The sequence below is a fragment of the Tsukamurella soli genome (assembly GCF_039541155.1).
GTDB classification, from domain to species: Bacteria; Actinomycetota; Actinomycetes; order Mycobacteriales; family Mycobacteriaceae; genus Tsukamurella; species Tsukamurella soli.
On record NZ_BAABFR010000040.1, the window covers coordinates 21,873 to 42,069 of the forward strand.

Sequence of the window (20,197 nt, forward strand, 5' to 3'; positions counted from 1 at the left end):
AGATCGAGCGGTAGCGGGAGTCGGTCAGTCTCGGCCTGTCACGGCGGGCCCGAGGAACTCGCACACCGTGAGCGCCAACGCGAGATCGAGGCGATCCTGGCCGGGCGCGGTCTCGGCGAGCGCCTTGGCGACGCGGTACTTGACGGTGTTCGGGTGCAGGTTGAGGCGCTCCGCGGTGTGGACGTTGCTCTCCCGGGTCGTGAGATACACGGCGAGGGTCTCGCGCAGCCGCGCCATCGCCGGGTCGTCGTCGGCGAGCCCACCGAGCACCTCCTGCACCCACGCCCGGGTCGCCGCCACGTCCCGGGCCAGCAACGACGCGATCGCCACACCGCGGTCGCCGAATCCGACCACCGGTCCGGTCGAGCTACCGGGCACCGTCGCCACCGCGTACGCCGCCTGTGCCTGCTCGTGCGAGCGGCGGAAGCCCTGCACGCCCTGGGTCGGGAGCCCGAGCGCCACCCGGACACCCGGGCGGGCGGCCACTGCATCCACCACGCGCGCGGAGTCGATCCCCCGGTCCGGGCCGGCGTCGCGGCGAGTCTCGGCGGCGCGCATCAGGGCGTCGGGCCGCCCCGCCACCGGCACCCACACCCACAGCGTCGTGCGGTCGACGGCGGTCGCGATCGGCGGCCCGATCGCCTGCAGGGCGACGGCTACCTCCCGGGACGTGCGATCCAGGATGTTCAGGTCCACCCCCGAGTCGTCCGCGCACCACACCACGGCCGCTATGTGACTGCGCCGCAGCCGATATCCGGTCTCGCGCTCGAACGTCTCCGACTCGATGTCCGGCGCTGTCAGCATTCGGTGGACGGCCGCCGCGAACACGTTGGCCTCCACGCCGAGCCATCGTCGGCGCTCGTCCTCGTACGCGTCGAAGACGTACAGCGTGATCCAGTCGATGTACCGGTAGAGCACGTCCGAGACGTGCCGCGTCACCGCCATGACGTCGTCACCCGGCTCTGCGAGTTCGCCGATCAGCTGATAGCAGCGGCGCAGGACCACGCTCTGGCCCATGTGATAGGCACGGACGAGCGAGTTCGCGGGCACGTCGCGCTGGGCGAGTCGGCGCGCGTACTCCACCGCCGCGGTGGTGGGCTGCAGGTGGTCGACGGGGATGTCGTTGGCCAACACGTGGATGATCGTCGTGACGTTGCCGTGCACGCTGGCATCCAGCAGCTCGACCAGGACAGGGTCGGCGTCGAGCCGGTCGATCTCCCTGGCCAGGGTGGTGGCCACGTCGTCGACGACCTCGTCCTCATCGGCGCGCAGGCGCCGGGCGATCGCCGCCGCACTGGCGAGTACGGCGGGGTCGGCGGTGGACGGGAAATCGACCAACCGCCGCCGGGCGGCCTCGCCCGCGGAGTCGGATCGCCCGGCCGCTCCTCCGGCCGGCAAGGGTGTCACAGTTCGCTCCTCGGTCCCGTCTGTCTCGATCGCTCGTGTCTCGGGCGTGCCGATGCAGGCACCCTAGAGCGTCACGGCCGCGCGGAGGGCACGCTTGTCGATCTTTCCGACCGCGTTGCGGGGCAGTTGCTCGACGACGTGGATCGCCGCGGGGCGCTTGATCCGCGCGAGCCGCTCGACGAGATGCGTGGCCAGCTCGTCCCCCGTCGGCGCCGTGCCCGGGTAGGCCACGACGTACGCCACAGGCACCTCGCCGTACACCTCGTCCGGCGCCCCGACGACCGCACACTCCAGGACCGCGGTGTGGGTGGCGAGGGCACTCTCGATCTCCTTGGGATACAGGTTCTCTCCCCCGCGGATGATCATGTCCTTGATGCGGTCGACGATCGACAGGTACCCGTCCTCGTCGAGGATCCCGACGTCGCCGGTGTGCAACCACCCGTCGATCACGGTCTCGGCGGTCGCCTCGGGTCGGCGCAGGTAGCCCTGCATCACGTTCGGGCCTGCGATCACCACTTCGCCGCGCTCGCCCTGCGGCACGGGATCGCCTGCGGGATCGACGATCCGGACGACCTCTCCGCGCAGCGCCGGCCCGACAGTGCCCGGCTTTCGGACTCCGTCGAGCGGATTGCACGCGCTCACACACGTTCCCTCGGTGAGCCCGTAGCCCTCGATGATCGGGATGCCGAACGCGGACTCCACGCGGTCGAGCAGCTCCCGCGAGATCGGCGCCGCCCCGCAGATCGCGAACCGGAGCGAGGCGACGGCCGCCGACGACGGGGCCCCGCGGGACACGAGCAGTGCGTAGATGGTGGGCACCGCGGAGAAGTAGGTGGGCGCGAGTTGCTCGACGTCCGCGAAGAAGCGGGACACCGAGAACCTGCCGGTGATGCTGAGCCGGCCGCCGACCACCAGCGGTGCCAGCAGGCTCACGCAGATCGCGTTGACATGGAACAGCGGCAGGATCAGCAGCGCATGGTCCCGCTCGGTCAGCGAGAGATGCTGCGCCAGTGTCGCACTCATGAAGTGCAGGTTGCCGTGCGACAGGCGCACCCCCTTGGGCCGGCCGGTCGATCCCGACGTGTAGATCACGAGCGCATCGTCGCCGGCGGTCGGCGGTTCCGGCGCCCGCCACCCCGCGCTCGGTGCCGCCGCGAGCCGGTCGACCGGCAGGAACACGGGCGGCGCCGTCGGCGCCCGGAGTCTCGCCCACCACCACGGCCGCGCCGGCGTCGCGCAGCTGGTGCCCGGCCTCGTCCGCCGTGAAGTCGGGGTTGACCGGTGTGGCGATCGCCCCCAGCCGCCAGGCCGCCATCAGGGTCACCGCGAGCTCGGCCCGGTTCGCGAGGAAGGTGGCGACCACGTCCCCGCGGCCGACGCCGAGGTCGTGCAACTGCTCAGCGCAGGCCTCGACACGGACCGCGAACTCCGCGTAGCTCCACGTCACCGAGTCGTCCCGGATGCAGGGCGCGTCCCCGCGCCCGGCGTGATCCCACGAGAAGTACGTTGCCTGCTCCATTTTCGAGCCTCCGAGTCGGGTTTGATTCCTTCGAAGGTAGGCCCGATGTGATGCGGCACACCATGTCCGGGCGAGCCGAGGATTCCCGGCCGCATCGTCCGCTCGGGACAACGACACCGCGCGACGGTGGCCGGCCGACCGACACGACGCGGCGGTTCGACAGGTCGTGACCTGCGATCCACGGCCCTTCACCACGCGGCCCGTTGTCCCGAGCGGACGAAGACCGCCGAAACTTTGGCCCCCACAGACGATGTGATGCCGGTCACCGAACCCTAACGTGGACGGCACACCGCTCGACGGGACGCACACCCCGTCCACGGCAGTACGACCGCCGATACCGCGACCCGAGAATCGCGCGATCATCCCCGCCCCACGCGTCGCCCCGCGGCGCATCCGATCGTTCCCCCACTTGTCGCAGAAGGAGATTCAGACATGGGATTCAAAGACCCGGTGTTCCCACCGGTGGACCCGAAAGCGTTCCTCGCCAGGCCGCTCACCGAGCGGCTGCGGGTCCTCGGGGCCCAATGGGCCGAGCAGGGCTTCGGTACCCCCTACATGGTGCACTGCATCTACTTCGTGAAGCTTTTCGTGTTCTACGGATTCCTCGGCGTCGCGATCGCCACCTCCACGTCCGGCATGGCGTTCTGGCACGTCGGCGACTGGTGGAACCAGCCCATCGTCTACGAGAAGCTGATCCTCTGGACAGTTCTCCTCGAGTCGATCGGCGTCGCCGGATCCTGGGGACCACTGGCCGGCAAGGCGAAGCCCATGACCGGCGGAATCCTCTTCTGGGCCAAGCGGAACACCATCCGCCTACGTCCCTGGAAGTGGATCCCCGGCACGAACGGTGACCGCCGCACCGTGTTCGACATCGCCGTGTACCTGCTGATGCTGATCTCGCTCGTGGTGGGTATCGTCCTGCCCGGGCACCAGATCTCGGACTTCGGCGCCGCGATGGCGCGGCTCGGGCTGGACGCCTCACACGGTCTGGTCTCGCCCGCGGCACTGATCGCGCCGATCGTCCTACTCGTCCTGATCGGCCTGCGCGACAAGGTGATCTTCCTCGCCGCCCGCGGCGAGCAGTACCTCCCGCCGCTGCTCGCCTTCGCCATCCTGCCGGCCGCGATGCCCGACCACGGTTTCTCCAACATGATGATCGCGCTGAAGATCGTGATCGGCGTGGTGTGGGTCGGCGCCGGCTTCTCCAAGGTCAACAAGCACTTCACCATGGTCATCCCGCCGATGGTGAGCAACAGCCCGTTCATGCCGCTGCCGGGACTCCGCCGCAGGTTCTACAAGAACTTCCCCGAGGACATGCGGCCGTCCGCCCTCGCGAAGTTCACCGCCCATGGCCCCGGCGTCGTGGTCGAGATCGTCGCGCCGCTGATCCTGGTGTTCTCCACGAACATGACGGTCACCGTGATCGCCGCCCTGTTCATGGTCGCCTACCACTTCTTCATCATCTCCACCTTCCCGCTGGCGGTGCCGCTGGAGTGGAACCTGTTGTTCGCGTACAGCTCGCTGATCCTGTTCGTGGGCTTCCCGGCGGGCAAGGGCTTCGCTGTCACCGACATGACGCCCGGCTGGCTCGCGATCGTCATCGCCGCCGGTCTGCTGTTCTTCCCGGTGCTGGGCAACATCCGCCCGGACAAGGTCTCGTTCCTTCCGTCGATGCGGCAGTACTCGGGCAACTGGGCGACCGGCCTGTGGGCCTTCGCACCGGGCGCCGAGGAGAAGCTCAACCGGGTCACCCGGTCCGCCCCCAACCAGATCGACCAGTTCATCGCCGCCGGCTACCCGCCGGACTGGGCCGAGATCACCCTGCAGATGACCATCGGCTGGCGGTCCATGCACAGCAACGGCCGCGGCCTGTTCTCCATCCTGCTGGCGACCGTGCCGGACATCGACCGACGCAGCGTCCGAGAGGCGGAGTTCCTGTGCAACTCGATCCTGGGCTTCAACTTCGGTGACGGCCACATGCACCGCGAGGACATGATCAAGGCGGTCCAGGACGAGGCGCGGTTCGAGCCCGGCGAGTGCATGGTCGTGTGGGCCGAGTCGCAGCCGGTCGGCAAGAAGACCCAGCAGTACAAGGTGATCGACGCCGCACTCGGCGTGGTCGAGGAGGGCAGCTGGAACGTCCACGAGATGGTCGAGACGCAGCCCTGGCTGCCCGGCGGCCCCGGCCCGCACACCGTCCACTGGTCCAAGCTGCGCGGCTCCCGCTCCCTCGGGTCCGTGGCGTGAGCACCGCCACCGTCGTCGGCGGCGGGCCCAACGGGCTCGCCGCCGCGATCACCCTGGCGCAGAAGGGGATCGAGGTGACGGTTCTCGAGGCCGCCGACACCGTCGGCGGCGGTGTCCGATCGTCGACCGATGTCCTCCCCGGGCTCGTGGTCGACAATTGCGCGGCCATCCACCCGATGGCCGTCGGGTCGCCCTTCGTCCGGGCAGCACGACTCGACCGCTACGGCCTCGAGTGGCGGGCGCCCGAGATCGACTGCGCGCAGCCGCTCGATGGTGGCCGGGCCGGGGTCCTGCACCGCTCGGTCGAGCAGACCGCGACCGGTCTGGGCGCCGACGCTGGCCTGTGGCGCACCCTGTTCGCGGGACCGTCGGCGGGCTTCGACGCCCTCGGCGAGGACATCATGGGCCCACTCGTCCGGATCCCGGCACATCCCCTGCGCCTGGCCCGGTTCGGAGCGCCGACGGTGGCGCCGGCGTCCGCCCTGGCGCGGGCGTTCCGCACCCGTGCGGGGCGCGCACTGTTCGGTGGGGTCGCCGTCCACACGTTCCGCCCGCTCCATCTGCCACTGACGTCGGCGATCGGCCTCGGCATCGTCACCGCCGGGCACCGCTACGGCTGGCCCGTGGTGGCCGGGGGCTCGGGACGCCTGACCGACGCCATGGTCGCGGCACTGACCGACCTCGGCGGACGGATCGAGACCGGCCAGCGGATCGACACCGCCACCGACCTCCCGCCGGCCGACGTGACCCTGTTCGACCTCGCGCCGCCCGCGGTCGCCCGGATCCTAGGCGACCGGCTCCCCAGCCGGGTCTGCAAGTCGCTCAGCGCGTTCCGATTCGGACCGGGGGCGTTCAAGGTCGACTTCGCGGTCGCGGGCGGGGTCCCCTGGACGGATCCGAACGTGCGCCGCGCCGGCACCGTCCACCTCGGCGGCGACTTCGCCGAGATGGCGGCGACCGAGCGGATGATCGCCCGCGGCGAGATGCCCGAGCGGCCGTTCGTGCTGGTCGGCCAGCAGTACCTGGCCGACCCCAGCCGCAGCGACGGGGACATCCACCCGCTGTACGCCTACGCGCACGTCCCGAACGGGTACTCCGGCGACGCGACCGAGGCCATCGCCGCCCAGATCGAGCGGTTCGCGCCCGGGTTCCGGGACCGGATCGTCGGGACCGCCGTCCGCTCGACCACCGAGATGTCCCGGTACAACGCCAATTACGTGGGCGGCGACATCTGCACCGGCGCGAAGGACATCCGCCAGCTCGTCTTCGGGCCGCGGCCCACGGTGCATCCGTACGACCTCGGCCTGCCCGGGATGTACATCTGCTCGGCCGCGACGCCACCCGGGCCCGGCGCCCACGGCATGTGCGGCGCGAACGCCGCGGCGGCCGCGCTCCGCCACCTCACCCACTCGTCCGCCACATTCGAACGGAGTCTGAAATGACCGCCGCTGCACCTGCGCCCGTTACCACTCCCGACTCGCTACGCGGCCGCGTCGCCTTCGTGACCGGCGGCACCCGCGGGATCGGTGCCGCGATCGCGCGGAACCTCGCGGCGTCGGGCGCGTCCGTCGCCGTCGGCCACAGCCGCGACACCGAGTCCGCGCACGCCTTCGTCGACGACCTCGCGGCGCAGTGCGCCGAACTGGGTGCCCGCGCGACCAGCCACCTCGGCAACGTCGGTGCGCCGGACGACTGCCGGCGCACCGTGTCGGAGGTGATCGACCAGCACGGCCGGCTCGACATCCTGGTGAACAACGCCGGGATCACCATCGACAAGACGATCTTCGACCTCACCGACGACGACTGGACCTCCGTCCTGGGGGTCAACCTGTCCGGCGCGTTCTTCCTCTCGCAGGCCGCGCTCGCGCACATGACCGAGCGGGGCAGCGGACGCATCGTCAACGTCTCGTCGGTCGTGGCGGAGACCGGCAACATCGGCCAGGCGAACTACACCGCCTCCAAGTCCGGGCTCTTCGGCCTCACCAAGACGCTCGCGAAGGAGGCCACCTTCGCGCTCGGGCGCAGCGGGAAGCTGACCGAGGGCGGCGTGGGGATCACCGTCAACACCGTGACCCCCGGGCTGATCGCCACGGAGATGGTCGCGGCCATGCCGCAGAAGGTGATCGATCGACTCATCAGGGGGATCCCGGTGGGCCGGGCCGGGCGCCCCGACGAGGTCGCGCGCGTCGTGCGGTTCCTCGCCTCCGACGCCTCGTCCTACATCACCGGGCAGGTGTGGAGCATCAACGGCGGCATCGACATGTGACCCGCCCCGCAGCCCACCCGTACCCGTTCCCGAAGGAGACCCACCACATGACCACCGTGAAGACTCCGGTCGACAGCGAACTCGCCGCTCCCCTCGACCTACTCCTGGTGAACTCCACCAGGTCCTTCGCCAGCCGCATGGCGCCGAACGGCGCGTGGGCCCGCTTCGCAGCGGCCCTGGCACGCAAGCCCACAACGGTCGCCGAGACGCTGGGCGGGCTCGTCGGCGAACTCGGCCGCGTCGTCGCCGGATCATCCCAGTTGGCGCCGGCGCGCGGCGACCGCCGATTCAGCGACCCTGCGTGGCAGGGCAACCCGTTCCTCCACCGGGTCGAGCAGGGCTACCTGGCAGCGGCCGACGCCGCAGAGCAGTTGTTCGAGGCGGCCGACCTGGAGTGGTCGGACGCCGAGAAGATCACGTTCGTGCTCGACAACCTGGTCGAGGGCCTGGCGCCGACCAACAATCCCGTGCTGTCACCCCTCGCGTGGAAGGCCCTCATCGACACCGGCGGCCTGTGCGCGTGGCGGGGTGCGCGGGCCTTCGTCCGCGACATGGCGAGCAAGCCGCGGGTGCCCGCGATGGTGGATCCGGACGCGTTCGCGGTGGGCGAGACGGTGGCCACGACCCGGGGCAGCGTCGTGCTTCGCACCCGGATGTTCGAGCTGATCCAGTACGCGCCCCAGACACCGCAGGTGGCACGGGTGCCGCTCCTGGTGATCCCACCGGTGATCAACAAGTTCTACATCATGGACCTGGCCCCGAACCGCAGCATGATCGAGCACTACGTGCGCGGCGGGCAGCAGGTGTTCGCCATCTCGTGGCGCAACCCTTCCGTGCGACACCGTGATTGGGGGTTCGACGCGTACGGGGCCTCGATCATCGAGGCGCTCGACGCGATCTCGGCGATCACCGGCGAGGAGCAGGCCAACCTGTACGCGACGTGCTCGGGCGGGATGTTGACGGCGATGACGCTGGCACACCTCGCGGCAACGGGTCGCGGCGACCGCGTCGAGTCGCTGACCCTCGGTGTGACGGTGCTGGATCAGAGCCACGCCGGATTCGCCTCGGCGGTGGTGGACGAGCGGTCGGCCCGCGCCGCCATCCGTATGTCGGCCGGGAAAGGGTATCTCGACGGTGCCGCCACGGCGGAGATGTTCGCGTGGCTGCGCCCGACCGACCTGGTGTGGCGGTACTGGGTGAACAACTACATCGAGGGCAGGTCACCCGCGCCGTTCGACGTGCTGTTCTGGAACGCGGACACCACCCGGATGGCGGCCGCGCTGCATCGGGACATGGTGCAGCTCGGGCTGCACAACAAGCTCGTGACGCCCGGTGCGGCCGAGATGCTGGGAAGCCCGGTCGATCTCGGTGTGGTGCAATGCGATGCGTACGTGGTGGGCGGCATCGCCGATCACATCTGCCCCTGGCAGGCCACCTACCGCAGCGCCGCTCTGTTGGGCGGTAAGAACAACCGGTACGTGCTGTCGTCGAGCGGGCACATCGCGTCGCTGGTGAATCCGCCCGGCAACCCGAAGGCGTCGTTCCGGGGCGCGCCCGTCGACGCGGGGCTCGCGCCCGACGACTGGCTCGCCGGCGTGGAGAAGACCGCGGGCTCGTGGTGGCCCGATCACCTGGCCTGGCTCGGCGAGCGGTCCGGCGGCGACGTCGACGCGCCGCGCCGACTGGGTGGTCCCGGGCACGAGCCCGTGGCTCCCGCCCCCGGCACATACGTGCTCGAGAAGTGAGCGGCGCCGCGCCCATGACCGCTCCTGTGATCCCCGACGACACCGGTTCCTGCGACACGCTGCTCGCCGTGTGCGGCCAGCGGATCCGGATCCGCTACCGACATGGGACGGGCGTCCCGCTGGTCCTGTGCAACGGGATCGGGGCCGGACTGGAGGTCTTGGACCCGCTGGTCCGTGCGCTCGACCCCGACCGCCCGGTGATCAGGTTCGACGTGCCCGGCACCGGGGAGTCGGCCGCCTCCCTGCTGCCGTACGGATTCCCCTATCTCGCCTGGGTTCTCGGCCGTATCCTCGATCGGCTCGACGTCGGTGTGGTCGACGTGCTCGGCCTGTCGTGGGGCAGTGCCCTGGCGCAGCAGTTCGCCTTCCAGAACCCCCGACGGTGCCGCCGCCTCATCCTGGCGGCGACGGCCACCGGAGTGACGATGGTGCCGGGGCGCCCGTCCGCGCTGGCCGCGATGGCGACTCCGCGGCGGTTCCGCGATCCCGACTACGCAGCGTCGATCGCCGGCCGGATCTACGGCGGCGCCGTGCGGAGACGTGAACTCGAGGTCGCCGACCTGTTCGACCGCCAGTCACACGCCGGTTCGGCCAGGGGCTATCGGCACCAGCTGATGGCCGGCGCCGTGTGGTCGTCGCTGTTCGCGCTCCCCGCGCTCTGTCAGCGGACCCTGATCATCGCGGGCGACGACGACCCGATCATCCCGATCATCAACGCCCGCATCATGACCGCCTTGATTCGGGGAGCACACCTGCATCGGCACGACGGCGGGCACATCGACCTCGTGGTGGACGCCGCCCGATTCGCGCCGGTGATCGACCACTTCCTCGGACCGGCCTCCCCGGCTCCCGCGCGGAGCGCGGGTTGAGCGCGTGCACCGAGGCACTGGTACGCGATGGGCCTCGGTCCGCGGCAATCGCCGCGGACCGAGGCCTTTTCGCACGCCGACGGCGCCGTCGGGGGGGGACGCGGCGCCGTCGGCGGGTTCAGCGCCGACCCGTGACGAGCCGGACGATCGCGAGCAGGATGCACGCCCCCGCGAGGGCCGTGACGAAGGTGAGGATCCACCCGAAACCTGCTGTGGAGACGTGGAACAGCCGAAGGACGAAGCCGCCGATCAGGCCGCCGATGATCCCGACCAGGATGTTGAGCACAATGCCCTGCTGGGCGTCGGTGCCCATGAACTTGCTGGCGATCCACCCCGCGAGGCCGCCGAGGACGATCCAGGCGATCCAACCGATACCGTCGAAGCCCATCCGGGCCTGCACCAGAGCGTCCGAGAGAAGTATCATGAGAGCCTTTCTCCTAGCAGCGAATTCGCCCTACCTGAGACTTCGGATCAGTCCGTCAACTTATCCTTGATGTTGGATGCGGCGTCCTTGACCTTCTCCACGCCGTCCTTGACGGCGGCGGACGCCTGATCGCCCTTGCCCTCGGCCTCGAGGTCCTTGTCATCGGCCGCCTTGCCGGCGGTCTCCTTGACCTTGCCGCCGAGGTCCTCGGCCTTGTTCGAGATCTTGTCGGAAATCCCCATGGCAGTTCACCTTTCCGGTCGCGTTGGAGACGCGAATCCCGACGACGGACCGTCGAACCGAGAGCCGGATGGTCGACTACGTCGCACACCACGGAACGGGACCGTCGCGAAGATAATCGCGTCGCTCGCACCGTGGTCTCAATGCGGAGTCGAAATCGGATGCCCCTGGCGGACATCCGTCCTAGAAACTACAGCGTCCGCGCCCCGTTGCCAAGTACCGACGTGAACGGACGCGAGTGTCACCGTCGCCGGCGGCTGGCCGAGCCCTTCTCGACCACCATCTCCGCGATCCCGACCAACGGCGTGTTGCGCTCGCTGGACAGCTTGGCGAGGAGTTCGAAGGCCCGCACCGCGTCGACGTCGAAGCGCTCCATGAGCATCCCCTTGGCCTGCCCGATGATGTCCCGGCTGGCGAGCGCCGAGCGGAACTGCAGCTGTCGGTCGTTCGCGATCAGGGCGGTCGCGGCGTGCGTGGCGAGCATGCCGCCCACCGTCTCCGCATCGCCCGCGAAGGCGTCGACGGTGTCGGCGAACAGGTTGAGCGCCGCGACCCGGCGATCGAAGGTGAACAGCCGGAACGACAGCATGCTGAGCACCCCCTCCGTCACCGCAGCCGGGGCGAAGTGGGGCCACCGCGTCTCCGCGCGCATATCGGGGACGCGCGTCGCGGGGTCGGCGGTGGCCGCGTCCCAGCACGGCCCCTCCTGGAACTTCTGCTGCAACTCGTCGAGCCGTTTCGGCAGCTCCGACGTCGGCGCGACGGACCCGTACGTCTCCGGCCCCTCGATACTCAGGATCGAGGCGGCGACGACGCCGGGGATCAGATCGACACAGGCTTGGGTGACGCTTGCCAGCGTCTCCTCGCCGCCCGGTGTGCGCGCGATGTCCCGCGCGATATCCGCCATCGACGCCAGCAGCTGGTCGAGGCCGTCGTCCTCGTCACCCTCGGCGGTGATCACGCCGCCGTCGGTCACGCGGTCACCCCGTCGGCCCGGTCTCCGGCCGCGGCACCGTCGTCGCCCCACAGGCCACGCTCCTCGAGCAGCGCGATCACGTGGTCGGCGCTGGCGGCCAGGTGGGCCTCCATGATCTTGCGCGCCTTGGCCGACTGGTGCTTCTCCAGCGCCGCGAGCAGCTCGGCATGCTGCTCGCGCACAGAGGCGACGTGCGCCTCGATGGAGGCGTAGAAGTGGTTCGGCAGGTGCTTGACCACCGACGCGAGCAACCTCGCCAGCCGGTCGGAGTCCGCCGCACGGTTGATCACGCGATGGAACGCGTGACCCAGTTCGCCGATCTCCGCGACGTCACCGTGGGCGATCGCCTCCTGCGCCTCACGATCGAGCTGCCTCAGTTGCTCCATCTGCTCCCGGGTGATCTTCTTCGAGGCGCGGGCCGCGAGCTCGCCGGCGAGTTGCCCCTGCGCCCAGAACAGGTCCCTGATGTCCTGGCGGGTGAACTCGGCGACCTGGAAACCGCGCCGCGGCACCAGCGTGACGAAGCCCTCGCTCGACAGCATGAGCAGCGCCTCCCGGACCGGGGTGATGCTCACCCCCACCGCCTCGGCGATCGGCTCCATCCGGATGAACTCGCCGGGCCGGACCGCGCCCGACATGATCTGCTCGCGGACGTAGCCGGCCACCTCGTCGGGGAGCTGGGTACGCCGGGCGCGGACCCGCGCGGCGGGTGTGGTGCTGACGGCCATCGGGGCGGCGCCTCCTGTCGAGAATCCGGACGCCCCGCGACGGGACATTACTCTCGTACAGGATATGTGATACCCGAGCCGCCCCGCACGGTGCGCGCAGACCGGCATCTCGTAGTCCTCCCATCTGTGGCGGCAGTCGCACGCTATAAATATATTATGCATGTAAGGTTCTCGTCAGGTCTGATCAGCGACATATATTCCATAGGTCACGGCAGACAGGGAGCGGGATAAGACATGTCCGAGGTCGGTGCAGAGGATTTCCAGCAGATCCGCGAGCAGGTACGCCAGTGGATCCGCACCCGCGTGGTGCCTCGGGAGGCGGAGATCGCCGACACCGACGCGATCCCCGAGGACCTGCGGCAGCAGGCGAAGGACATGGGTTTGTTCGGCTACGCCATCCCGCAGCAGTGGGGCGGCCTCGGCCTGGACCTCACCCAGGACGTGGAGTTGGCGCTGGAGTTCGGCTACACCTCGCTGGCCGTGCGCTCGATGTTCGGCACCAACAACGGCATCGCCGGCCAGGTCCTGGTGAACTTCGGCACCGACGAGCAGAAGTCCACGTGGCTCGAGCGGATCGCGTCCGGCGAGGTGGTAGCGTCGTTCGCCCTCACCGAGCCGGGCGCCGGCTCCAACCCGGCGGGATTGCGCACGAAGGCCGTCCGGGACGGGGACGAGTGGGTGATCGACGGCGAGAAGTGCTTCATCACCAACGCCCAGCTGGCGAACCTGTTCGTCACGTTCGCCCGCACCCGGGCCGCCGATGCCGGCGCCGGGAGCTCAGCGAGCGGCCCGCCGACGAACCCGACGGGCCCGGGGATAGGGGTCTTCCTGGTCCCGGCCGACACCCCCGGCCTGCAGGTCGCGCCGCACGACGAGAAGATGGGCCAGCAGGGTGCCTGGACCTCGAACGTCTCCTTCTCCGGCGTCCGCGTCCCGGCGTCGGCGCTGGTCGGCGGGGACGAGGACACGGGATACCGCGCCGCCATGACCTCCCTCGCCCGGGGCCGCGTGCACATCGGCGCGCTCGCCGTCGGATCCGCGCAGCGTGCCCTCGACGAGTCCCTACGCCACGCTGCAACCGCCACGCAGGGCGGCACGCCGATCGGCGACTTCCAGCTGGTGCAGGCGCATCTCGCCGACATGCAGACCGGGATCATGGCCGGCCGGGCGCTGGTTCGCGACGCCGCCGCCAAGTACGTCTCCGGCGAGGACCGCCGGATCTCCCCTTCGGTGGCGAAACTGTTCTGCACCGAGATGGTCGGCCGCGTCGCCGACCTGGCCGTCCAGATCCACGGCGGCTCCGGCTACATGCGCGAGATGGCCGTCGAGCGCATCTACCGCGACGTCCGACTGCTGCGCCTGTACGAGGGCACCAGCGAGATCCAGCGCCTGATCATCGGCGGCGGCCTGGTCCGCCAGGCCAAGAATGCCGTGAAATGACCTCGGGCGCTGTGGAGGTCGCTCGCGGCCTCGCGTCGAGCACCTACCTGTTCGTTCCCGGCGACCGGCCGGAGCGGTTCGCGAAGGCCGACGGTGCCGGCGCAGACGTGGTGATCCTCGACCTCGAGGACGCCGTCGCGCCCGCGAACAAGGACGGCGCCCGCGAGCACGTCGCGGGTTGGGCGGGCACACACGCCTGCGCCGTGCGGATCAACGCCGTCGGCCGGCGTCCCGCTCGGCGTTGGTGCCGGCCTCCGCGCAGCGCGCCTCCCCGGCCCGGTGGACGGGGAGATGGTCGACAAGCCCGTACTGGACCACGCCCACCGGGCCCTGGGGGCGGCCTGAAAACTTCTCCCCGACAACTATTTACGCACCAGCAGCCCACGATCTCGAAGGAGTCCCCCGCATGACCGGTCCACTTCTGGACGGCCGGACCGCCGTCGTCACCGGCGCCGCACAGGGCATCGGCTACGCCATCGCCGCGCTGTTCGTCGCCGAGGGCGCCAGGGTGGTGATCGGCGACATCAACGCCGTAGCAGCACAGGAGGCCGCCGACCGGCTCGGCTGGCCGGACGCCGCCCGGGGCATCGGCTGCGACGTCACGTCGGCTGAGCAGGTGCAGGCCATGCTCGACCTCGCCGGCGCGGCCTTCGGCCCGGTCCAGGTGATGGTCAACAACGCCGGGATCACCCGCGATGCCACGATGCGCACGATGACCGAGGACATGTTCGACCAGGTCATCGCGGTGCATCTCAAGGGCACCTGGAACGGGACCCGGCTGGCGGGCGCGATCATGCGGGAGAACGGCGGCGGCGCGATCGTCAACATGTCCTCCCTCTCCGGGAAGATCGGGTTGGCCGGGCAGACGAACTACTCCGCGGCGAAGGCCGGGATCGTGGGTCTGTCGAAGGCCGCGGCCAAGGAACTCGCCCACCTGGGCGTGCGGGTCAACGCCATCCAGCCGGGCCTGATCCGCACGGCGATGACCGAGGCCATGCAGCAGAAGGTGTGGGACCAGAAGATGACCGAGATCCCCATGGGCCGCGCCGGTGAGGTCACCGAGATCGCGAAGGTCGCGCTGTTCTACGCGTCGGACCTGTCCTCATACATGACGGGCACCGTCGCCGAGGTGACCGGCGGGCGATTCATGTGAGCGCGCCCACCGACCGCGACACCGACCCCGTGTACCCGGGCTGATCCGCCACCGCTGAAGCCACCGAGGAGTTCATCGACCCGATCCGGGTCGCCGGGCTCGCGGCCCTCTTCGATGACGGCCTGCCCGTCCCGTCCGACTGTGACCCGCTGCCGCCGCTGTGGCACTGGGTGGCGCTCCCCCGGTGGAACCCCTCCGGGCTGCTCGGCACGGACGGCCACCCGCCCCGCGGCGGCTTCCTGCCCCCGACCGAGCTGCCGCGCCGCATGTTCGCCGGCGGCGCGGTCGAGTTCCTGCGCCCGCTCACCGTGGGGACCGCGATCCGCCGGGAGGCCGAGGTCACGGCCATCGCCGACAAGACCGGCCGGTCGGGCCGGCTCGTCGTCGTCGACGTCCAGTACCGGCTGTTCGACACCGGCGGCGACCTCGCCGTCCGGGAGACGCAGAACCTCGTCTATCGGGAGGCTGCTCCAGCGACCGACACCCCGGCTCCGGTCCCGGAGACAATCGACGCCCCCGGGCTACCACTGCGACGCATCTCCGACACCGAGTGGCTGCTTCGCACCGACCCGTCGCTGCTTCCTGGATTCTCCGCGCTCACCGCCAACGCGCATCGCACCCACCACGACTGGCCGGGCACCTCCCCTTGGGGGATCCGCCTGCGCTACGCGGGTCCGATCCGGTTGCGGCCCAGGGTGGTCATGAACGACGGCCCGGTGCGGTGCAACTCGGCCTCGAACTCTGCGCACCACGTGGAATACGGTGCGTAGGCCAGGGTCTCGTTGCGGAACCGGTCGTCCTCGGACACCTCGGTGACGCAGAAGTCGGGGATCAGGAGATCGGTGACGGGGCCGCCGCGTTCGACCTCCGCCACGACGAGCGGCGCGTCGGCGCCGAGGAACTCGTCGATCACCCATCCATCCTCGCCGAGCCACAGGGCGTACCGGCGTTTGGCCACGACATGTTCACTGCGCCGGATGATCTGGCCGGCCACGAGGGGGTCGATCTCGCGCTCGGCCTCGTACCGGGTGCCACCGGCGGCGGGCCCCTTGGCGCCCATCGTCGCCAGCTCGGCCGCGTCGCCGATGGCATCGATCAGCACCGCGGGCTCGAGCTCGGCCGGCGCGAGGGTGCCGACGGCCAACGCGGCTGCGGGCGCCTGGATCCGGACGCGCACCGCGTAACCGTCGCCGGCGAACAGGTACGCCTGCACCAGCAGCGCGGGCGTCGGATCCGCGACGGCGGCGACCGGGACCTGCGCCACGACGAACTTGCGCTCGTACTCGAAGTCCCCGAGCTCGGCGTATTCGTCGGACATGACTGCTCCCCATCTGGTCTTCCGACCAGCGTAACGCGCGTCGGAGGGTCCGCCGGGCATCCGTGCGTACGTGTCCCCGCCTGAGGGCGACGCCGTCGGTACGGTGGGTTTCATGAGCGAGCAGACGACGACGTCCGCACCGTCCAGCACCGACCCGCGCGCACTCGCGGAGTCGCTCCGCACCGTCCTCGACGGTCGCTGGGCCGCTACCCGCGACACCGTCCGCGCGCAGATCCAGGCCCAGGGCCTGACGCCGCAGGCCGGTCTCACGCTGGCCGAGTATCGCGAGCGGGTGCTCGGACAGATGAGGGCGATGGTGCCGCTGGGCTATCCCGCAGCGGGCTTCGGCGCCGACCACGGCGGTACCGGGGACACCGGCGCCGCGGTGACGTCCATCGAGACGCTCGGGTACGGCGACCTGTCGCTGATGGTCAAGGCGGGGGTGCAGTGGGGCCTGTTCGGCGGGGCGGTCGAGAACCTCGGTACCGCACGGCATCACGAGCGGTACGTGCCCGGCATCATCGACCTGGGCGTGCTCGGTTGCTTCGCGATGACCGAGACGGGCCACGGGTCGAACGTGCAGCACCTGGAGACCACCGCAACGTATCTCCCGGAACACGGAGAGTTCGAGATCCACTCCCCCACAACGTCGTCCCGCAAGGACTACATCGGCGGCGCGGGGCAGCACGCCCGCTACGCGGCGGTATTCGCGCAGCTGATCACCGGTGGGCCCGGCGAGGACCGGGTCTCCCGCGGCGTGCACTGTTTCGTGGTCCCGATCCGCGACGCGGAAGGGCGCGACCTGCCCGGGGTCGCCACCTCGGACTGCGGCTACAAGGGCGGGCTGCCCGGGGTCGATAACGGCCGCATCGTTTTCGACCACGTGCGCATCCCCCGCGAGAACCTGCTGAACCGGTACGGCGACGTCGCAGCCGACGGAACCTACTCCAGCCCCATCGAATCCGACGGCCGCCGGTTCTTCACCATGCTCGGCACGCTGATCCGGGGACGGGTCACCGTCGGCGCCGCCGCCGGCGCCACGGGCCGCCTGGCCCTGACCCTCGCCGTCGAATACGCGCTGGTACGCCGCCAGTTCGAGGCGCCCGAGGGCCACGGCGAGCTGCTCCTGCTCGACTATCGCACCCACCAGCGGCGGCTGCTGCCGCTGGTGGCGCGAGCCTACGCCTTCGCGCTCGCCCAGAACGAGGTGACCGCCGAGCTGAGCGAGGTGCAGTCGGGCCCCGACGCCGACCCCGTGCGGGTCCGCGAGCTCGAGGGCAAGGCCGCGGCGATCAAGGCCGGGCACACGCGCCTCGCCTCCGACGCGGTGAGCGAGGCGCGGGAGGCGTGCGGTGGCGCAGGGTATCTCGCCGAGAACCGGCTTCCGTTGCTGCGCGGGGACATCGACGTGTTCACCACGTTCGAGGGCGACAACCTGATCCTCACGCAGCTCGTGGCCAAGGAGCAGCTGACGGCGTACGCCGAGGACGTGCAGGGGCTCACCGCCGTGGGCTGGGTGCGGTTCGTCGCGGCGATGGCGCGGGACGTGGCCCTGGAGCGGACGGCCGCGCGGCAGGTGGTGCAGACCCTGCTCGACGACTCGGACGAGGACACCGAGCAGAGCGACCTGACGCACCCCGGCACCCAGCTGCGGCTGCTGCGGAACCGCGAGAACCACCTGTTGCGCACCGCGGCCGCCCGGATGCGGCGCGCCCGAGACGAGGATGCGCTCGAGGTGTTCACCGACACCCAGGACCACCTGATCAAGGTGGGCGAGGCGCACATCGAGCGGATCGTGCTGGAGTCGTTCGTGGACGCGATCACCGACGTGCACGACCGGCCGACCCGCGACGCTCTCAAGCTGATGCGCAACCTGTACGTCTACTCGCTGCTCGAGCGCGACCTGGGCTGGTACCTGATGCACCGCCACATCTCGGTGGAGCGGGCGAAGGCGGTGCGCCGCGGCGTCAACGAGTTGTGCGGCACGGCACGGCCACTCGCGAAGACCCTGGTCGATGCGTTCGGCGTTCCGGCCGTGGCGCTGGACGTGCCGATGCTGCGGCCCGAGAACAGCGTGGCGGCGCCGGGCGGCGAATGATCTCTGCGGGCCGCCTCACGCGGACTTCGGGGTCCACCCCAGCGCCGGCCCGAGCCCGCCCGCCAGGTCGTCGATGATCTGCTCGTAGTCACGCGGTTCGAAGCTGAACGGCAACGCGAACGCCACCTCGGTAGCCCGCTGGAATCCCGCGTGGGCGTAGAGCTTCTCCGCGAGCTCGTCCGACCGCCCCACGAGATCGGGTGAGAACAGCAGGCCCCGCGGTCCCTGTGGGGTCAGCGTCCGCTCGTACCGGGCCTGCGCGTACGCCTGGTACCGGCGAACCTGATCCGGGGTCGCCGAGTCCGTCGGGATCACCACCAACCCCTGCGACACCCGGGCGGGCGCACCGTCGGGCACGTGCGCGAGATACGCGTCGACGTGCTCCGCCTGGATCGTCGCGAAGTCACGAGATGCACTGTCCCCCACCGTGACCACAGAGGAGGTCAGATAGTTCAGTCCGTTCTGTGCCGCCCATACCGCCGACTCCCTACCTCCGCCGTACCAGACGCGACCGGCCAGCCCCGGAGAATGCGGCTGCACCCGGCGCGAGAAGACCTCGATACCGACGGTGCCCTCGAAGTCGCTGACCGGCTCGCCCCGCAGGCAGTCCAGCAGCCGCGTCACGCGCCGCTTGGAGAAGTCCTCGACGTCGTAGGTGTCCGGGTACAGCGCCGTCTTGAAATCGTCGTAGCGCATCGGCGTTCCCACCGAGACACCGGGATTCAGCCGGCCGCCACTGAGGATGTCGACGGTGGCGAGATCCTCGGCGAGGCGCAGCGGATTCTCCAACCCCAGCGGGATGACGGCGGTCCCCAGCTCGATGCGGCTGGTACGGACCGCAGCGGCGGCCAACACCGCGACCGGAGAGCTGATGCCGAACTGGAGATGGCGGTCGCGCAGCCACACGCTGTCGTACCCGAGCTCCTCGGCGCGTTCGATGATGCGCAGCGTCTCCAGATGCCCGGCACGCGGGTCGTCCTCGCTGAACCGTCCGATCGTGAGGAATCCGAGCTTGTCGAGTGGCTGTCCCTCGCGTGGCATGTGCTCTCCCTGTTCTCGGCGCTGTTCACGGCGCGGCGATGCTCGCCACCAGTCTGCCCGCGCCGCACGGGCGGTCGCTCATGCGGCGGCGAATGCAGCCGCGAGCGGGGATTCGGCGTCCGCGCTGACCGTCACGATCGCCGACCGGGCTGTCACGTCGCGCAGCTCGCGCCTGCGAACGCCCGGCGGCAGCGTTCCGGCGGCGCTCAGGGGCGCGACGGTGACCCCGAGCCCAGCCGCCACCAGGTGCGCGATGGTGGTCCAGTGCGAGACCTCATGCGCGATGCGGGGCACGACACCCGCGTCCCGGAACGGCCGGAGGTTGGCCTCGTACGCGGTGGCGCCCGCGGCCCGCGGGTACAGCACCAGCGGCCGCTGCGCGAGCTCCCGCACGTCGACGGGACCGTCCGGCGCACCGTCGTCGGGGACCAGGGCGACGAAGCGCTCCTCGATGACGGTGCGGTAGCGCAGGCGCGGATCCGGGTCCGGGTCGCGGACGACCCCGACATCCGCGGCGCCGCGACGCACCGCGGCCAGCACGTCGGCGGTGTGTCCCTCGGTCACCGTGACGCGCACGTCCGGGCGCACGGCGATGAGCGCGCGGGTCCGCCGACCTACCTCCGCGGCCGCGGAGGACACCATCCACACGTCGAGGCGCCCCGATTCACCGCGGTGGATACGCCGCGCCTCGTCGACGTCCGCCGCCAGCCGCGCCGGCGCCAGGTT

17 protein-coding genes and 2 pseudogenes are annotated in these 20,197 nt (G+C 70.5%); 10 read left to right on the top strand and 9 right to left on the bottom strand.

What is annotated here, in order from left to right:
- Positions 1–24: 24 nt before the first annotated feature.
- Together ABD908_RS13885 and ABD908_RS13890 are read right to left on the bottom strand one after the other, a co-directional pair.
- On the bottom strand, positions 25–1,407 hold the full coding sequence (locus ABD908_RS13885) for a PucR family transcriptional regulator (protein WP_425584382.1): 1,383 nt from the start codon (positions 1,405–1,407) through the stop codon (positions 25–27).
- Positions 1,408–1,470: 63 nt separating this feature from the next.
- A pseudogene (locus ABD908_RS13890) lies at positions 1,471–2,926 on the bottom strand (class I adenylate-forming enzyme family protein).
- Between the two features lie 432 nt (positions 2,927–3,358).
- On the opposite strand from ABD908_RS13890, the gene ABD908_RS13895 reads away from it, so the two are divergent.
- Genes ABD908_RS13895 through phaZ form a run of 5 tightly spaced genes read left to right on the top strand, consistent with a single transcriptional unit; the run spans position 3,359 to position 10,053 of the window.
- Positions 3,359–5,173 (top strand): DUF3556 domain-containing protein, encoded by a 1,815-nt coding sequence (locus ABD908_RS13895; protein ID WP_344996706.1) that lies wholly within the window; start codon positions 3,359–3,361, stop codon positions 5,171–5,173.
- Positions 5,170–6,615, top strand: coding sequence for a phytoene desaturase family protein (locus ABD908_RS13900; RefSeq protein WP_344996709.1), 1,446 nt, complete (start codon positions 5,170–5,172; stop codon positions 6,613–6,615). The genes ABD908_RS13895 and ABD908_RS13900 overlap by 4 nt, the downstream gene beginning before the upstream one ends.
- Positions 6,612–7,439, top strand: a complete 828-nt coding sequence (gene fabG / locus ABD908_RS13905; protein ID WP_344996712.1) for a 3-oxoacyl-ACP reductase FabG — start codon at positions 6,612–6,614, stop codon at positions 7,437–7,439. Before ABD908_RS13900 ends, fabG (ABD908_RS13905) begins: the two co-directional genes overlap by 4 nt.
- A 47-nt stretch (positions 7,440–7,486) precedes the next feature.
- Complete coding sequence (locus ABD908_RS13910) at positions 7,487–9,184, top strand: PHA/PHB synthase family protein (protein ID WP_344996715.1); 1,698 nt, start codon at positions 7,487–7,489, stop codon at positions 9,182–9,184.
- A 14-nt stretch (positions 9,185–9,198) separates the two neighbouring features.
- A complete protein-coding gene (phaZ, locus tag ABD908_RS13915) occupies positions 9,199–10,053 on the top strand; it encodes a poly(3-hydroxyalkanoate) depolymerase (RefSeq protein WP_344996718.1) in 855 nt (284 codons plus the stop codon).
- Between the two features lie 118 nt (positions 10,054–10,171).
- On the opposite strand, the gene ABD908_RS13920 is transcribed toward phaZ, so the two are convergent.
- The 4 genes from ABD908_RS13920 to ABD908_RS13935 all read right to left on the bottom strand — a co-directional run bounded on the left by ABD908_RS13920 (position 10,172) and on the right by ABD908_RS13935 (position 12,421).
- On the bottom strand, positions 10,172–10,477 hold the full coding sequence (locus tag ABD908_RS13920) for a GlsB/YeaQ/YmgE family stress response membrane protein (protein WP_344996721.1): 306 nt from the start codon (positions 10,475–10,477) through the stop codon (positions 10,172–10,174).
- A gap of 47 nt (positions 10,478–10,524) precedes the next feature.
- Positions 10,525–10,719 carry a CsbD family protein gene (locus tag ABD908_RS13925; protein WP_344996724.1) on the bottom strand — a complete coding sequence of 65 codons (195 nt, stop codon included), beginning with the start codon at positions 10,717–10,719 and terminating at the stop codon, positions 10,525–10,527.
- A 239-nt stretch (positions 10,720–10,958) separates the two neighbouring features.
- Positions 10,959–11,693 (bottom strand): GAF and ANTAR domain-containing protein, encoded by a 735-nt coding sequence (locus tag ABD908_RS13930; protein ID WP_344996727.1) that lies wholly within the window; start codon positions 11,691–11,693, stop codon positions 10,959–10,961.
- Positions 11,690–12,421 carry a GntR family transcriptional regulator gene (locus tag ABD908_RS13935; protein ID WP_344996730.1) on the bottom strand — a complete coding sequence of 244 codons (732 nt, stop codon included), beginning with the start codon at positions 12,419–12,421 and terminating at the stop codon, positions 11,690–11,692. The genes ABD908_RS13930 and ABD908_RS13935 overlap by 4 nt, the downstream gene beginning before the upstream one ends.
- Positions 12,422–12,655: 234 nt before the next feature.
- On the opposite strand from ABD908_RS13935, the gene ABD908_RS13940 reads away from it, so the two are divergent.
- The 4 genes and pseudogenes from ABD908_RS13940 to ABD908_RS13955 all read left to right on the top strand — a co-directional run bounded on the left by ABD908_RS13940 (position 12,656) and on the right by ABD908_RS13955 (position 15,784).
- The gene (locus ABD908_RS13940) at positions 12,656–13,861 is read left to right on the top strand and encodes an acyl-CoA dehydrogenase family protein (protein ID WP_344996733.1); all 1,206 of its coding nucleotides are present in this window, start codon (positions 12,656–12,658) and stop codon (positions 13,859–13,861) included.
- Positions 13,858–14,079, top strand: a pseudogene (locus ABD908_RS13945) (aldolase/citrate lyase family protein); the annotation flags it as partial. The gene ABD908_RS13940 and the pseudogene ABD908_RS13945, both read left to right, overlap by 4 nt.
- A gap of 188 nt (positions 14,080–14,267) precedes the next feature.
- The gene (gene fabG, locus ABD908_RS13950) at positions 14,268–15,014 is read left to right on the top strand and encodes a 3-oxoacyl-ACP reductase FabG (protein ID WP_344996736.1); all 747 of its coding nucleotides are present in this window, start codon (positions 14,268–14,270) and stop codon (positions 15,012–15,014) included.
- A gap of 170 nt (positions 15,015–15,184) precedes the next feature.
- Positions 15,185–15,784: an HTD2 family dehydratase gene (locus tag ABD908_RS13955; RefSeq protein WP_344996739.1), complete on the top strand. Its 600-nt coding sequence runs from the start codon at positions 15,185–15,187 to the stop codon at positions 15,782–15,784.
- Here ABD908_RS13955 and ABD908_RS13960 read toward each other — a convergent pair.
- Complete coding sequence (locus tag ABD908_RS13960; RefSeq protein WP_344996742.1) at positions 15,679–16,332, bottom strand: CYTH domain-containing protein; 654 nt, start codon at positions 16,330–16,332, stop codon at positions 15,679–15,681. The two genes, ABD908_RS13955 and ABD908_RS13960, sit on opposite strands and share 106 nt — an antisense overlap.
- A 112-nt stretch (positions 16,333–16,444) precedes the next feature.
- On the opposite strand from ABD908_RS13960, the gene ABD908_RS13965 reads away from it, so the two are divergent.
- The gene (locus tag ABD908_RS13965) at positions 16,445–18,430 is read left to right on the top strand and encodes an acyl-CoA dehydrogenase family protein (RefSeq protein ID WP_344996745.1); all 1,986 of its coding nucleotides are present in this window, start codon (positions 16,445–16,447) and stop codon (positions 18,428–18,430) included.
- A gap of 15 nt (positions 18,431–18,445) precedes the next feature.
- On the opposite strand, the gene ABD908_RS13970 is transcribed toward ABD908_RS13965, so the two are convergent.
- The gene (locus tag ABD908_RS13970) at positions 18,446–19,471 is read right to left on the bottom strand and encodes an LLM class flavin-dependent oxidoreductase (RefSeq protein WP_344996748.1); all 1,026 of its coding nucleotides are present in this window, start codon (positions 19,469–19,471) and stop codon (positions 18,446–18,448) included.
- Between the two features lie 78 nt (positions 19,472–19,549).
- On the bottom strand, positions 19,550–20,197 hold a 648-nt coding region (locus ABD908_RS13975), incomplete at its 5' end, for a LysR family substrate-binding domain-containing protein (RefSeq protein WP_344996751.1).